The organism is Clostridium sp. 1001283B150225_161107_B6, assembly GCF_015556325.1.
In the GTDB taxonomy this organism is placed as follows: domain Bacteria; phylum Bacillota; class Clostridia; order Lachnospirales; family Lachnospiraceae; genus Enterocloster.
The window spans coordinates 805,792-820,131 of the sequence record NZ_JADNMD010000001.1; the positions used below are offsets into that span (position 1 = coordinate 805,792).

Annotated in this window: 10 protein-coding genes; all 10 read right to left on the reverse strand. The window is 53.1% G+C overall.

From position 1 onward, the window contains the following. Positions 1–71 precede the first annotated feature (71 nt). The gene (locus I2H39_RS03605; protein ID WP_195625806.1) at positions 72–1,295 is read right to left on the reverse strand and encodes a sigma-70 family RNA polymerase sigma factor; all 1,224 of its coding nucleotides are present in this window, start codon (positions 1,293–1,295) and stop codon (positions 72–74) included. Positions 1,296–1,412: 117 nt separating this feature from the next. Further along, on the reverse strand, positions 1,413–1,904 hold the full coding sequence (locus tag I2H39_RS03610) for a DUF5721 family protein (RefSeq protein ID WP_195625807.1): 492 nt from the start codon (positions 1,902–1,904) through the stop codon (positions 1,413–1,415). Between the two features lie 714 nt (positions 1,905–2,618). After that, positions 2,619–4,106, reverse strand: a complete 1,488-nt coding sequence (locus I2H39_RS03615) for a glutamate synthase subunit beta (protein WP_138306009.1) — start codon at positions 4,104–4,106, stop codon at positions 2,619–2,621. 14 nt (positions 4,107–4,120) lie between these two features. Continuing rightward, positions 4,121–8,662 (reverse strand): glutamate synthase large subunit, encoded by a 4,542-nt coding sequence (gene gltB / locus I2H39_RS03620; protein ID WP_195625808.1) that lies wholly within the window; start codon positions 8,660–8,662, stop codon positions 4,121–4,123. Positions 8,663–8,801: 139 nt separating this feature from the next. Then, positions 8,802–9,068, reverse strand: coding sequence for an HPr family phosphocarrier protein (locus tag I2H39_RS03625; protein ID WP_002564783.1), 267 nt, complete (start codon positions 9,066–9,068; stop codon positions 8,802–8,804). A 137-nt stretch (positions 9,069–9,205) separates the two neighbouring features. Then, positions 9,206–9,853 carry an epoxyqueuosine reductase QueH gene (locus tag I2H39_RS03630; RefSeq protein WP_195625978.1) on the reverse strand — a complete coding sequence of 216 codons (648 nt, stop codon included), beginning with the start codon at positions 9,851–9,853 and terminating at the stop codon, positions 9,206–9,208. Positions 9,854–10,019: 166 nt separating this feature from the next. Further along, on the reverse strand, positions 10,020–11,165 hold the full coding sequence (gene rpoD / locus I2H39_RS03635) for an RNA polymerase sigma factor RpoD (RefSeq protein WP_138306007.1): 1,146 nt from the start codon (positions 11,163–11,165) through the stop codon (positions 10,020–10,022). Positions 11,166–11,300: 135 nt separating this feature from the next. Further along, positions 11,301–12,206 carry a YegS/Rv2252/BmrU family lipid kinase gene (locus tag I2H39_RS03640; RefSeq protein WP_138306006.1) on the reverse strand — a complete coding sequence of 302 codons (906 nt, stop codon included), beginning with the start codon at positions 12,204–12,206 and terminating at the stop codon, positions 11,301–11,303. Positions 12,207–12,246: 40 nt separating this feature from the next. Continuing rightward, positions 12,247–13,365: an A/G-specific adenine glycosylase gene (gene mutY / locus I2H39_RS03645; RefSeq protein WP_195625809.1), complete on the reverse strand. Its 1,119-nt coding sequence runs from the start codon at positions 13,363–13,365 to the stop codon at positions 12,247–12,249. After that, the gene (locus tag I2H39_RS03650) at positions 13,352–14,332 is read right to left on the reverse strand and encodes a biotin--[acetyl-CoA-carboxylase] ligase (protein WP_138306004.1); all 981 of its coding nucleotides are present in this window, start codon (positions 14,330–14,332) and stop codon (positions 13,352–13,354) included. Before I2H39_RS03650 ends, mutY begins: the two co-directional genes overlap by 14 nt. Positions 14,333–14,340 lie beyond the last annotated feature (8 nt).

Sequence of the window (14,340 nt, forward strand, 5' to 3'; positions counted from 1 at the left end):
ACGCATGAAATGTCAATAAAAAATTAGCACTCATTTTTGTTGAGTGCTAATAATTTGACTGTTTTACCTCTTTATGGGAGAAAATCCCTGATTTTTTTGCTTTTGGAAGGATTGCGAAGCTTCCTGAGAGCCGCTGTCTCAATCTGGCGGATGCGCTCCCTGGTTACGTTAAACCGTTTCCCCACTTCCTCCAGGGTCAGGGGATGTCCTGTTTCCAGGCCAAAGCGCAGAATAATGACCTCGCGCTCCCTGGGGTTCAGTCCCTGAAGCATACTGTCAATCTCTTCCCGCAGAAGAAAGCTCTCCGCCTTATCCTCTGTGGAGGCATTGGCATCGTCCGCCACAAAATCTCCCAGATTGGAGCCTTCCTCATCACCTACCGGTGTTTCCAGGGATACGGTATCCCCCGAAGCCTGAATCAGCTCAGCCACCCGCTTCTCGGACAGGTTCACTTCCTCAGCCACTTCCTCCATGGACGGCTCACGCCCCAGCTTCACAGACAGGCTGCGCTGTGCCCGGCGGATTTTATTCACCGCCTCCACCATATGGACCGGAAGGCGGATGGTCCTGGACTGGTCTGCCAGGGACCGGGTGATGGACTGCTTCACCCACCAGGTGGCATAGGTACTGAGCCGGTAGCCCTTGGCATAATCAAATTTCTCCACGGCTTTCATTAACCCCAGGTTTCCCTCCTGGACCAGGTCCAGAAAACTCATGCCTCTTCCCGTATACCGTTTGGCAATGCTGACCACCAGACGCAGGTTGGCTTCCACCAGCTTGCGTCCTGCCTCCGCATCGCCTTCCGACTTACGTCTTGCAAGGTCTGATTCCTCCTCCGGAGTGAGCAGTGGTATGGAGCCGATTTCTTTTAAGTATTCACGGATAGGGTCTGCTGTGGACACGCCTTCCAAAAGCCGTTCCTGTCCATATCCGTCGTATTCTTCCTCTTCATCCTCTTCCCCGCCGGCCCCCATGCTGCCGCTGTCCGGCATCTCATCCGGGTCCAGGCGGTCCCTTCCCCAACGGAACTCCTCCTGAACCAGAGACGGCTGTTCCAGCCCTGCATCATCATCTAAAAGGAAGTCCCCTTCCGGCAAATCCTCTTCCGTTTCCTCAGGAGCCTGAATGTGGACGCCTCTGCGCTCCAGCTTCAGGTAGACGTCCTCCATTTCCTCCGGTGTCATCTGCACATCCCGGAAATGGTCCAGTACCTGGGTCATCTCCAGGCGCCCTTCCCTGGAAGCCGCCTCACTGACCAGCTGCTCCAGCCTCTTAGACAATTCCATTTTATCCATTTGTTATCCTCCCCCTTCTCCTGGGACATACTAAATACAGGTACTGTATTGCGTAAATCCCACTTTGGCACAGGGGGGCTTACGCAGCACAGTACCGTTATTGGGTCTGCCGGCACGTTAGGTACATACTATCTCATGGGAACGCATGAACTTGGCCACTGACTTATCCCACTCGTTTTCAAGCGTTTTGTCCATGGTGAAAAAGTTCAGAGAAGTTCCCGTCACACAATATAATGCTCCGTCTTCGTAACGGATATTCAGATAAAGTCCCTGTATCTGGTCACCGCTCATCCCGCTTCCGGATGCGGAAGCGAATTTCTCTGTGTCCGAAGGAGGAAGCAGCAGGACAATATGGAAGCTCCCCGGCAGCTTTTTGCCTTTAATCAGTGAAAAACATATAGGGCGGAGCACCTTCCAGGAAGAAAAGGCTTCAATCCGGTTATCCTTAAGCTCCTCGTCCGTATAATATCCCTGCCTGATGTGTCCGTCGATGGTAAAATTGTTATAGGTGACAATGTTTACTTCCTTAACCAGGAAGCTGTCAAAGTCTTCCTTCAGGAACAGTTTGGATGTAAATGTCTTTACATCCTCTACTTTTAATGCAATCATAACCTTCTCCTGCCCTGGGCTGCACCACAGGTTTCCAAATTCTTACTCAATTATACAGTTTTTGACTATTGACGTCAAATAGAAACTGTGTGGATTTTTCTGATATTATCAGTAAGTGTCTCTGGCGGTTTTACGGCGGGATACGCACTGGCTTGCGGCGGTTTTACGGCGGGATACTGGGGTTTTAGGCGGGTTTTAGGCGGGCTTTAAGCGGCTTTCCGGCTGCTGTTTTCTGCGGAATGCCTTTGGCAGGATTGGTATGCGGTGGGATTGGTATGCGGCGGGAGGTTATGGTCCAAGATACTCTGATATTGTCTGAGATGTTCTGATTGCTCTACTCTAACATATTCTTTCGCTTTTTCATAGTGTCTGGATATCGACTATATCCCGTCCAGCGGACTTCTCGCCAGAACGGCGCTCTATCTCCTCTTTTATAACCTGACTCCGGATAATCCGCTGAAACAGATTATCCGGTTCTCTCTGTTCCTTAGTTTCGGTACTGTTTCTTTGTGTATGGCGGGAGGGGAGGATAAGAGGGATGCCGTTGTCAAATATGCTTTGTCGCTTTCATGAGTCCGCAGTGCTGCCATCTTGAATCCGCTGCACTCCTTCAAGATGGACGGCTGGCGCCGTATGCATAGGGACGCGAAAGGCGGGGAAGGTAAGCGAGCTTGCCTTCCCCGCCTTTCGCGTCCCTATGCGCACTGCTTGTAGCTAGGCCAGGTTTGTATACCCCATCATATCCCTGTCTACGGCTTTGGCGGCTTCCCGGCCTTCTTGTATGGCCCATACCACCAGGGACTGGCCACGGTGCATGTCGCCGGCTGTGAATACCTGGTCTGCGCTGGTGCGGTAGGCTCCTGGTTCTGTGGCTACATTGGTCCTGGCGTCCAGGTCTGCTCCGAAGGCTTCCGCTACATAGGACTGGGCGCCTGTGAAGCCGGCGGCTATGAGTACCAGGTCGGCGGGAAGTTCGCGCTCGCTGCCTTCCACGGCTGCCATAACAGTACGGCCGGTTTCCTCGTCTTTCCTGGGTTCCAGGCTGATGATGACGGCCTTGCACACCCTGCCTTCCCCATCCTTTATGAATTCCTTCACGGTGGTCTGGTACTGCCTGGGGTCTGAACCGAATACGCTTATGGCTTCCTCCTGGCCGTAATCTGTCTTGTGGATTCTGGGCCATTCCGGCCAGGTGTTGTTCTCCGCCCGTTCCGCGGGCGGCTTGGGCATCATCTCCAGCTGGGTGACTGAGGCGCAGCCGTGCCGGATAGATGTGCCTACACAGTCGTTTCCAGTGTCCCCGCCCCCGATTACCAGCACATGCTTATCCTTTGCCGATATAAAGCCTCCATCCTCCAGTCCGGAATCCAACAGGCTTTTGGTGGTTGCCTTCAGAAAATCCACTGCAAAGTAAATGCCTGCGCTGTCCCTGCCCGGCACATCGATATCCCTTGGGTTGGAAGCCCCGCAGGCCAGGATGATGCGGTCAAATTCCTTCCGGATTTTATTGACCCTGTAATTCCTTCCCACATCTGCTCCCGTCACAAAGACAACGCCTTCCCTCTTCATCACATCCGCCTTGCGGTCAATGACCCATTTTTCCAGCTTCATATTGGGGATGCCGTACATTAACAGACCTCCCACACGGTCGCTCCGCTCAAACACGGTGACGCTGTGCCCCCGTTTGTTCAGCTGGTCCGCAGCAGCCAGCCCGGCGGGGCCTGAGCCTATGACAGCCACCCGTTTGCCGGTGCGGATGGAGGGCGGATTGGGAAGGGCATATCCGCTTTCATATGCCTTTTCAATGATGGCCCTCTCGTTTTCCCTGACAGTTACCGCATCCCCGTACAGGCTGCAGGTACAGGCCGCCTCGCAGGGCGCAGGGCATACCCTGGAGGTGAACTCCGGGAAGCTGTTGGTTTTCTTAAGCCTGAAGTATGCCTGTTTCCAGTTTCCGTTATATACCAGGTCATTCCATTCCGGCACCAGGTTATGCAGGGGGCATCCGCTGACCATCCCGCCAATCATCATGCCGGACTGGCAAAAGGGCACGCCGCAGTCCATACACCTGGCTCCCTGGCGCCGCTGCTCCTGTTCGCTTAAGGGTGTATGGAACTCATTCCAGTTTTTTATCCGTTCCTTGGGAGCCGCCCCCCTTCCCGTTTCTCTCTCATATTCTAAAAATCCTGTTGCTTTACCCATGGTGTTCTGCCTCCTTAACCTCTTAGATTGGCGTAAAATGCCTCAATCTGCGCCTGTTCGCTGTTCAGTCCCTTTTCCTCCATCTGCACAATGGCATTCATCATGCGCCGGTAATCATGGGGAACAACCTTCTTGAACCTGGGCAGGTATTGGCTGAAATGGTCCAGAATCCGCCTGCCTTTCAGAGAGTTGGTGCAGGCCACATGTTCTTCAATCAGGCCTTTCAGTTCCAATACATCATACTTGTTAGTCACCTCCTCAAAGGATACCAGCTCCTTGTTGAGACGCTTGTAAAAACTGCGGTCCTCGTCCAGCACATAGGCGATGCCTCCGCTCATGCCGGCTCCGAAGTTCTTGCCCGTGGCGCCCAGCACCACCACGCAGCCGCCTGTCATGTACTCACAGCCGTGGTCCCCCACGCCCTCCGCCACAGCGGTAGCGCCTGAGTTGCGGACGCAGAAGCGTTCACCTGCGATTCCGTTTATGAAAGCCTTTCCGCTGGTGGCTCCATACAGGGCCACATTGCCGATTATGATATTATCCTCGGCTTTAAACGGCACGCCTTTTGGGGGATACACCACCAGTCTGCCGCCGGAAAGTCCCTTGCCGAAATAATCATTGGAATCACCTGCCAGCTCCAGGGTCAGCCCCCTTGGGATAAACGCTCCAAAGCTCTGTCCGCCGCTTCCGCTGCAGCTGACGGTAAATGTATCATCCGGCAGACCTTCCGGGTATTTTCTGGTTATCTCAGAGCCAAATATGGTTCCCAGGGTCCGGTTTACATTGGACACCTCCACCTGCAGACTCTTTTTCTGGCCGCTGGCAAGGGCGCTTTTGAATTTCCGCAAAAACACCTGCTCATCCATGGTGTCCTCCAGCTGGAAATCAAACGCCTGTTTTCCGTTGTAGCCGGCCACCCTCTGGCCTTCATAGGGGTTATCCAGTATTCTGCTTAAATCCACCCCGCCGGCCCGGCCAGAGGGAAGGTCCTCCCGTCTCTTAAGAAGGTCCGTGCGGCCCACCAGCTCATCCAGGGTGCGCACGCCCAGCCTTGCCATGTATTCCCGCAGCTCCTCTGCTATGAATTCCATGAAGTTCACCACATACTCCGGTTTTCCTCTGAAGCGTTTCCTCAGTTCCGGATTCTGGGTGGCAATGCCCATGGGACAGGTGTCCAGATTGCAGACACGCATCATCACACAGCCCAGAGTCACCAGGGGCGCCGTGGCAAATCCGAATTCTTCCGCTCCCAGCATACAGGCCATGGCCACGTCCCTTCCGGTCATAAGCTTTCCGTCTGTCTCCAGTATCACCTTGTCCCGAAGCCCGTTCATAATCAGGGTCTGATGGGCCTCCGCCACTCCCAGCTCCCACGGAAGGCCTGCATTGTAAATGGAATTCCTGGGCGCTGCCCCTGTTCCTCCGTCATAGGCTGAAATCAGGATTACCTGGGCGCCCGCTTTGGCCACGCCCGCAGCCACAGTGCCCACCCCGGCCTCTGATACCAGCTTGACGGATATCCTGGCCCTGGTATTGGAATTTTTTAAATCATATATGAGCTGGGCCAGGTCCTCAATGGAATAGATGTCATGATGGGGCGGCGGCGATATAAGGCTGACGCCTGTGGTGGAATGCCTGGTCTTTGCCACCCACGGATAAACCTTGCCCCCGGGCAGCTGGCCCCCTTCCCCCGGCTTTGCACCCTGGGCCATCTTTATCTGAATCTCCTGGGCGCTTACCAGATAGCGGCTGGTGACTCCGAAGCGGCCGGAAGCCACCTGCTTGATGGCGGAACAGCGGTTGTTCCCCCCGGGTCCCGGAACCAGGCGGTCCAGGCTCTCGCCACCCTCCCCTGTATTGGATTTACCGTGAATCCGGTTCATGGCAATGGCAAGGCATTCATGTGCCTCCTGGGAGATAGAGCCGTAGGACATGGCCCCTGTCTTAAACCTCCTTACAATGGATTCCACGCTTTCCACCTGGTCCAGGGGAATGCCTCCGTCCTCAGGGAAATCAAAATCCATCAGGGAGCGCAGGTGGTACAACTTATCCTCCCGGTCAACCTGGGCCGTATATTGTTTGAAGATGTCATAACTGCCTGTTCTGACCGCCTCCTGGAGAAGGTGGATGGTCAGCGGATTATAAAGGTGGTCCTCCTCGCCGGAGCGTGACTTGTGGCTGCCCACGCTTTCCAGGGTCAAATCCACATCCAGACCCAGAGGGTCAAAGGCAGCGGAGTGAAGCACATCCACGTCATTGGCTATGTCCTTTAAGGTAATGCCGCCCACCCGGCTCACCGTATCCGTAAAATACTTATCCACCACATCCTTTGAGATGCCGATGGCCTCAAAAATCTGGGCTCCCTGGTAGGACTGGATGGTGGAGATGCCCATTTTAGAGGCAATCTTCACAATGCCGTGGAGCACAGCCAGGTTGTAGTCGCAGACAGCCGCGTAATAGTCCTTATCCAGCATACCGGAGGCAATCAGGGAGCGGATGGACTCATGGGCCAGATAGGGATTGACGGCACAGGCCCCGTAACCCAGCAGGGCAGCAAAATGGTGAACCTCCCTTGGCTCGCCGCTCTCCAGTATCAGGGCCACGCCGGTGCGCTTCTTGGTCCTTACCAGGTACTGCTGCAGAGCCGACACAGCCAGCAGGGATGGAATGGGCACATGGTTTTCATCAATATCCCTGTCTGAGAGAATGATGATGTTGGCGCCGTCCTTGTGGGCCCGGTCCACTTCCAGAAACAGACGGTCAATGGCCTTTTCCAGGGATGTATTCTTGTAGTAGGTAATGGGAATTACCTCCACCTTGAAACCAGGCTTTTTCATATTTTTGATTTTAAGCAAATCAGTCTCTGTCAGGATAGGGTTCTCCACTTTCAGGATTTTGCAGTTCTCCGCTGTTTCCTCCAGTATGTTGCCCTCCTCCCCCACATAGACTGTGGTGGAGGTCACGATTTCCTCCCGGATGGCATCAATGGGCGGATTGGTCACCTGGGCAAAGAGCTGCTTAAAGTAGTTGAACAGGGGCTGGTGCTTCTTCGACAGCACAGCCAGGGGACTGTCCACGCCCATGGCGGACACGGCCTCCGCACCGTTCAGGGCCATGGGGAGAATCATGGTCTTATACTGTTCATAGGTGTAGCCATATGTTTTCTGAAGCCTCAGCCGTTCCTCGTCCTTCATGGCAGGGATGCCTTTGTTGGGCACCGGAAGGTCCTTTATATTGAACAGGTTGGAGTCCAGCCATTCCCCGTATGGGTTGCGGGATGCATAGCAGTGCTTAAGCTCATCGTCACCAATAAGCCTTCCCTGCTTTGTGTCCACCAGCAGCATTTTTCCGGGGCGCAGGCGGTCCTTTTTCACCACCTTTTTCTGGTCTATGTCAATGGCCCCCACCTCAGAGGCCAGTATCATATAGCCGTCCTCTGTTATGTAATACCGGGAGGGACGCAGACCGTTCCGGTCCAGCACAGCCCCCACCACGTCACCGTCCGTAAACAGAATGGAGGCCGGTCCGTCCCACGGCTCCATCATGGTGGCGTAATAGCGGTAAAAATCCTTGATTTCACTGTCCATATACTTGTCATTTTCCCAGGGAGCAGGAATGGTGACCATGACAGCCAGGGGCAGTTCCATGCCGCTCATGACCATGAATTCCAGGGCATTGTCCAGCATGGCTGAATCTGAGCCTTCCTGGTTTATGATAGGCAGCACCTTGTGCATGTCGTATCTGAAATACTCTGATTCCATGTTCTCCTCCCGGGCCACCATCTTATCCACATTGCCGCGGATGGTATTGATTTCACCGTTATGGACAATCAAGCGGTAGGGATGGGCCCTCATCCAGCTGGGATTGGTGTTGGTGCTGAATCTGGAATGGACAATGGCAATGGCCGACTGGTAGTCTTCATCCTGAAGGTCCAAAAAAAACATTCTCAGCTCACCCACCAGAAACATCCCCTTATACACAATGGTCCTGCTGCTCAGGGATACCACATAGGTGTCCTCGTTGCTCTGTTCAAATACGCGGCGGGCAATGTAAAGCTTTCTGTCAAAATCCAGACCGGCCTTCATCCCTGCGGGTTTGCCCACAAAACCCTGGGCAATATAGGGCATCACGTCCACAGCCTTCCTGCCGAGAATCCCGGGGGCAGTGGGGACCACCCTCCATCCCAGGAAGGTCATGCCCTCCTTGCGCACAATGATTTCAAACATCTTCATGGCCTGGCTGCGAATCAGTTCATCCTGGGGGAAAAAGAACATGCCCACGCCATACTCCCTCTCCTTTCCTATCTGGAAGCCCAGGGATTCTGTTGCCTTCTTAAAAAATCCGTGGGAAATCTGAAGCATGATTCCCACGCCGTCCCCTGTCTTGCCCTCGGCATCCTTTCCTGCCCTGTGTTCCAGATTCTCAACGATATGAAGGGCCTGGTCCACTGTATGGTGGCTCCTGACGCCTTTTATATTGGCCACGGCGCCAATGCCGCAGTTGTCATGCTCAAAACGCGGTTCATACAGCCCGGGCTGTTTCTGTTTGGATTCCATAAATCTTTCTTCCTTTCTTTGCATAAATGGGGGGATTTTATAAACTAATTCGGAACCAAAAAAGGCGGCACCTGTCTCTAGGTACCGCCTGCGGTCATTCTTAGTGAATTCAATTTAATTATGCTCCTGCAAAGGCAGATTACATCTCGCCTAATCCGCTCTCAATGGCCTCGGTCAGGGTCTTCATAGCCTCTTCCTCGTCCTCGCCGTCACAAATCAGGTTAATCTCAGTGCCGCACTTAATTCCGGCTGCCATCACGTTCAGAACGCTCTTAGCAACAATCTTCTTCTCCCCACATTCAATTGTGATGTCGCTCTTGAACTTCATAGCTGTCTGTGAAAGAACTCCTGCTGGTCTTAAGTGTAATCCGGATGGATTTACAACCGTTAATGTTTTGCTAATCATAATACACTCTCCTTATTCACTATTTTGTACTCTCGGACACTGCCGACGCCCATGTCCCTTATGAAAGATTCTATTACATCTGACTTCTTATGTCAAGTTAATCGGACAAATCCTAAGCAACTTTTTCACAATGTACGTCATGCCTGACCACGTCTTTTTTCCGCCTCTGCCCGGGAGTAGACACAGCCGCAGTAATCCTGCCTGTACAGTCCGTACAAGGCGGAAAGCTCCACGGAGCGCTTATAGCCGCTGCGTTTTTTAAAGTCGGAAACAAGATATGGCACACCGTATTCCAGGGCCAGCCTGTTTCCTATTTCATTGAGCCACGCGGCATTCTTCAACGGGCTGATGGAAAGGGTGGTGGTAAAATAATCATAGCCGCCTGCCCTGGCGGTATCCGCGGCCTGGCGGAGCCGCAGCTCATAACACCGCCGGCACCGTTCTCCTCCCTCCGGGTCCTTCTCATGGCCCCTGGCAGCAGAGAAGAATTCCTCCGGTTCATAGCTGCCCGCCATGAACCTGACCGGCCTTGAAAGCTTCATTTCCTGTATCAGCCGTTCCTGCTCCTTCACCCTGGCCTCATACTCTGCCGGAGGAAATATATTGGGGTTGTAATAATACACCGTTATATCAAAATATTGGCTCAGGTATTCCAGCACATAGCTGCTGCAGGGCGCGCAGCAGCTGTGCAGCAGCAGCCTGGGAATGCGTCTCTCTCCCTGCAGCCCCTCTATAATCCGGTCCAATTCCCTCTGGAAGTTGCGCTTCTGTCCTGGCTGTGTCATTTCCTTACCGTCCTTTCCTGCGCCGGGCCATGCCCGGACGATTCCCATATTTCTGCCTGCCAAAAAGAGAGGCCGCCCGTTTACGGCCTCTCTTCATGACTCGCCCATAATTCCTTCACCATGACACCATGACAGGGACTTTCTGAAAGCCCCTGCACAGCTAGATTTACAGGAAATCCCTGATTCGTTTGCTTCTCACCGGATTGCGCAGCTTTCTGAGAGCCTTGGCTTCAATCTGACGGATGCGCTCCCTGGTTACATTGAATTCCTTGCCCACTTCCTCCAATGTACGGGGATGGCCGTCCTCCAGTCCAAACCGCAGCACAATGACCTGGCGCTCCCTCTCCTTAAGATCTCCCAAAAGAGCGTCAATGTGTTCCCGCAGCATCACGGATTCCACATTGCCTTCCGGAGTCACCACATTGTTGTCCGCCACGAAATCGCCCAGGTTGGAGTCATCCTCCTCGCCAATGGGTGTTTCAAGGGAGGCTGGCTCCCTGGCAATCTGCATGATTTCCATGACCTTATCTTCCGTCATATCAAGAGCCTCTGCCAGTTCTGTTACGGAAGGTTCATAGCCCAGCTCCAGCGTCAGCTTTCTCTGCATCTTGGACATCTTGTTGATGGTCTCTACCATATGCACTGGTACTCGGATTGTCCTCGCCTGGTCCGCCAAAGCCCTTGTAACGGACTGGCGAATCCACCATGTAGCATATGTACTTAGTTTGTAACCCTTTGTATAGTCAAACTTTTCCACGCCCTTAATCAGTCCTAAATTGCCCTCCTGTACCAGGTCCAGGAAACTCATTCCCCTGCCTGTATAGCGCTTTGCAATGCTGACTACAAGACGCAGGTTGGCCTCGATTAACCTCTCTTTTGCAAACTCATCGCCATCAGCCTTACGCTGGGCCAGTTCCAACTCTTCGTCTGCCGTAAGAAGGGGCACGGTGCCAATTTCTTTGAGATACATGCGGACCGGGTCCTCTGTTCCGATTCCCTCTAACAGGTCCACTGCATCCAGGTCGATTTCTTCCTCTTCTGCATCTTTAATGAAGCTGTCATCGTCTAAATCCAGGTCTAAATCAATGTCATCAAGCAGAACAGTGTCCTCGGTAAGCATCGCTTCGTCCAGTACCGGGACCACGTCAATGTTGCGGCCCTCCAGGTAACTGTAAATTTGGTCCATCTGTTCCGGTGACAGATTATCCCCGGTAAAAAAATCATTAATCTCCCCTGCATCCAACGTGTTGTGTTTGGTTTTTGCATGTTCGACCAGCTTTTCCAGCTTCTTTAAAAAATCGTCCTTTTCCACTGATAAACGTCCTTTCGCTTAAAGGTAAATGTGGAAACTCCCACAACTTATCATTATATACCATCGGAAACCTTATTTCAACAATTTTCGACATTATTTTTTATTCCTGTTTTTGAATCATCCCTGTTTCCGCCTTTATTCCTCTTCCGGATGATTCCGCAGCAGAATCTGTATGTTTTCCCTGATATTTCCAATGGTAACCTCTGTCCTGGAGCCGCCGTACTCGCCGTCCAGCACCCAGTCCACTTCCTGTTCCGAAGTAAGGCGTATGGACGAGGTCTTAAACTTATACACGTACTCATTGGGTTCTTCCCTGAGAAACATGTAGGAGATGATATTGCTCAAATCCACCGGCGTTCTTGGCATCCGGATGAGCAGCACCTCGAAAAGACCGTCGTTAAGGGCCACGGACTGGTTCACCAGTCCCTTAAACCCGCCTACGCTGATGGTATTGGTCACCATACCAAAGGCAAAATCCTCCTCCAGCACCTGCCCGTCCCATTCCACTTTCATGTGATAGGGCTTCAGCCCTGCCAGGCTCTTTACTCCCTCCAGCATATATGCCTGGTGTCCCAGCAGATTTTTCCTGTCCTGGGATGTCACATAGGACACCTCCGTGAAAGCCCCAAAGGCCGCAATATACATGAAATTCCTGTCTTCACAAAAGGTTCCCGTGTCAATGGCAAAGGGAGTTCCCTCCACAATATCCCAGGCAGCCAGCGGCATGCGCTTGGGTATTCCTAGACTGGTGGCAAAGTCATTGGTGGAGCCGGCAGGAATATAGCCAAGGAGCGGCATTTTCTTAAGCTTCATCATTCCGGATACGGTTTCATTGAGGGTGCCGTCACCGCCGCTGCACACCACCACATCCACCTTCTTACCCAGTCGGGCCACCACTTCCATGGCATCCCTCTGCTTCTGGGTTACGTGGACACGCAGCTCATACCCGGCCTTGGTGAAAATGTCCAGTATTTCCATCAGCTGTCCCTTAATCTGTTCCTTACCGGAACGGGGATTGAATACAAACAACATTTTTTTCATCCTGCATTCCTCCCTTTCAGTGTAACCATTTTTGTCAATCTTATCCAATCAGCTTTGTATATGCATTAAATGCATTGGGCAAAGCGTAGGTGTGCTCCAGTTCTTCCCTTGAAACCATGAAACAGGATAAGGGTTCCTCTGCCTTTTTAAGAACTACCCTGTACCCGGTCATGTGCCATTCCACATGGGAAAATACATGCTTTGCCTCCGGCAGCGGCTCCACTGACTCCACCTCCATCCCTTCAATTCCCAGCACCTTGGGCACCTCTGCCGCAGATGCCTTTCCCTCTATATTGGGAAGCTCGTAAAGGGAGGCCAGCAGCCCCCTGGGAGGGCGCTTGCGTATAGCCACCTTGTCCTGGTATTCTATGATAAAAACGGTCCGTTCCTCTATCTTCCTCGCCTTATTGGGAGATTTATACGGAATTTCCTTCCACCAGCCATTCTTTCCGGTAAGGCAGACCGAAGCCAGGGGGCACTGGCCGCATCTGGGCTCACCTCCCGGTATGCACACCAGGGCTCCTATTTCAATGAGCCCCTGATTGTAATGGCTGGCCTCATCCTTCGGCATCACATCCTTAAGCTCTGCCTCAATGCCGGCCTTCACAGAAGCTTTCTTTATATCCTCCCTGTCCCCAAGAACCCTGGAAATAACACGGAGCACATTGCCGTCCACGGCCGGCAGCGCAGCTCCATAGGCAATGGAGGCAATGGCTCCTGCTGTGTAGCTTCCGATTCCCGGCAGACGAATCAGTTCATCAAAGGATGCAGGAAGGCAGCCGCCGTATTCTGACATAATCATCCGGGCCGCTGCCTTTAAATTTCTGGCCCGGTTGTAATATCCCAGGCCCTCCCACATCTTCATGAGATAATCGTCCTCTGCCTGCGCCAGATGGGCCACAGTGGGGAACGCTTCCATAAAACGCTCAAAATAGGGTTTGACCGCCTCCACCCTGGTCTGCTGCAGCATGATTTCTGAAATCCACACCCGGTATGGCTTTGGGTCGTCCCTCCATGGAAGGGAACGGGCCCTGGAGGAATACCAGGCCAGCAGGGGACGTTCCATGGCGCAAAGCCGTTCCCTCCGGTCCAGGGGCATCTCCTCCCGCTCCAGTACCTGAAGGCGGTCATACAAATGTCCTGTATCATACATATCCATATATACCTCTTACCGATACCTCTCCTGAAATGACGGCTGATACGTTTCCGTCCTCCTGTCTGACCAGAAGGCTGCCTTCATCATCAATTCCCAGGGCCCTGCCTTTATACTGTCCCCTGGGGTCCAGCACCAGGACTTCCCGGTCCTTATTCACAAGGGCCTTATTATAGTCATCCTTAAGCCCTGACATATTGCTTGTCTTCATAAAGATATCATAATAATATTCAAAACTGTCTGCCACCGCCGCAATGACGGGACTTCGCTTGATATTCCTGCCCGCCTCCAGCTTAAGGGAGGTGGCCTTGTCCCTGATTTCCTCCGGAAAATCGTCTATATTCACATTGATTCCGATTCCGGGAATCACATAGCGGATGCATTCCACTTCCGTGCTCATCTCCGTGAGGATTCCGCATATTTTTTTTCCATTGAGCACTGCATCGTTGGGCCACTTAATCATGGCCTCCAGCCCCGTGCTCTCCTTCACTCCCTTTACCACTGCCAGCCCCGCAATAAGGGTCAGCATGGAGGCGCTCATGGGGGCCATGGACGGCCTGAGCACCATGCTCATCCAGATGCCTGTGCCTGCCGGGGAAACCCAGCTTCTGCCTCTCCGGCCCTTTCCGGCTGTCTGGCGGTCAGCCACCACCAGCGTGCCGTGGGGCGCCCCCTCTTCTGCCAGTTTTCTGGCCCTTATGTTGGTGGAATCCGTTTCATCAAAATATTCCAGCCTGGTCCCAATCCATTGCGTGTGAAGCATGGATGCAAGCTCAGCCTGGGTAATGACGTCAGCACCTTCCACAAGACGGTACCCCCTGTTCCGGACCGCCTCTATGATATATCCCTCTTCCTTCAGTTCACCTACAGCCTTCCAGACAGCAGTGCGGGAAACTCCCAGCATCCCGCACAGCTGCTGTCCGGACAGGTAATCCCCGGTGCTTTTAAGCATCCGCAAAATTTCTGCCTTCATATACCGCT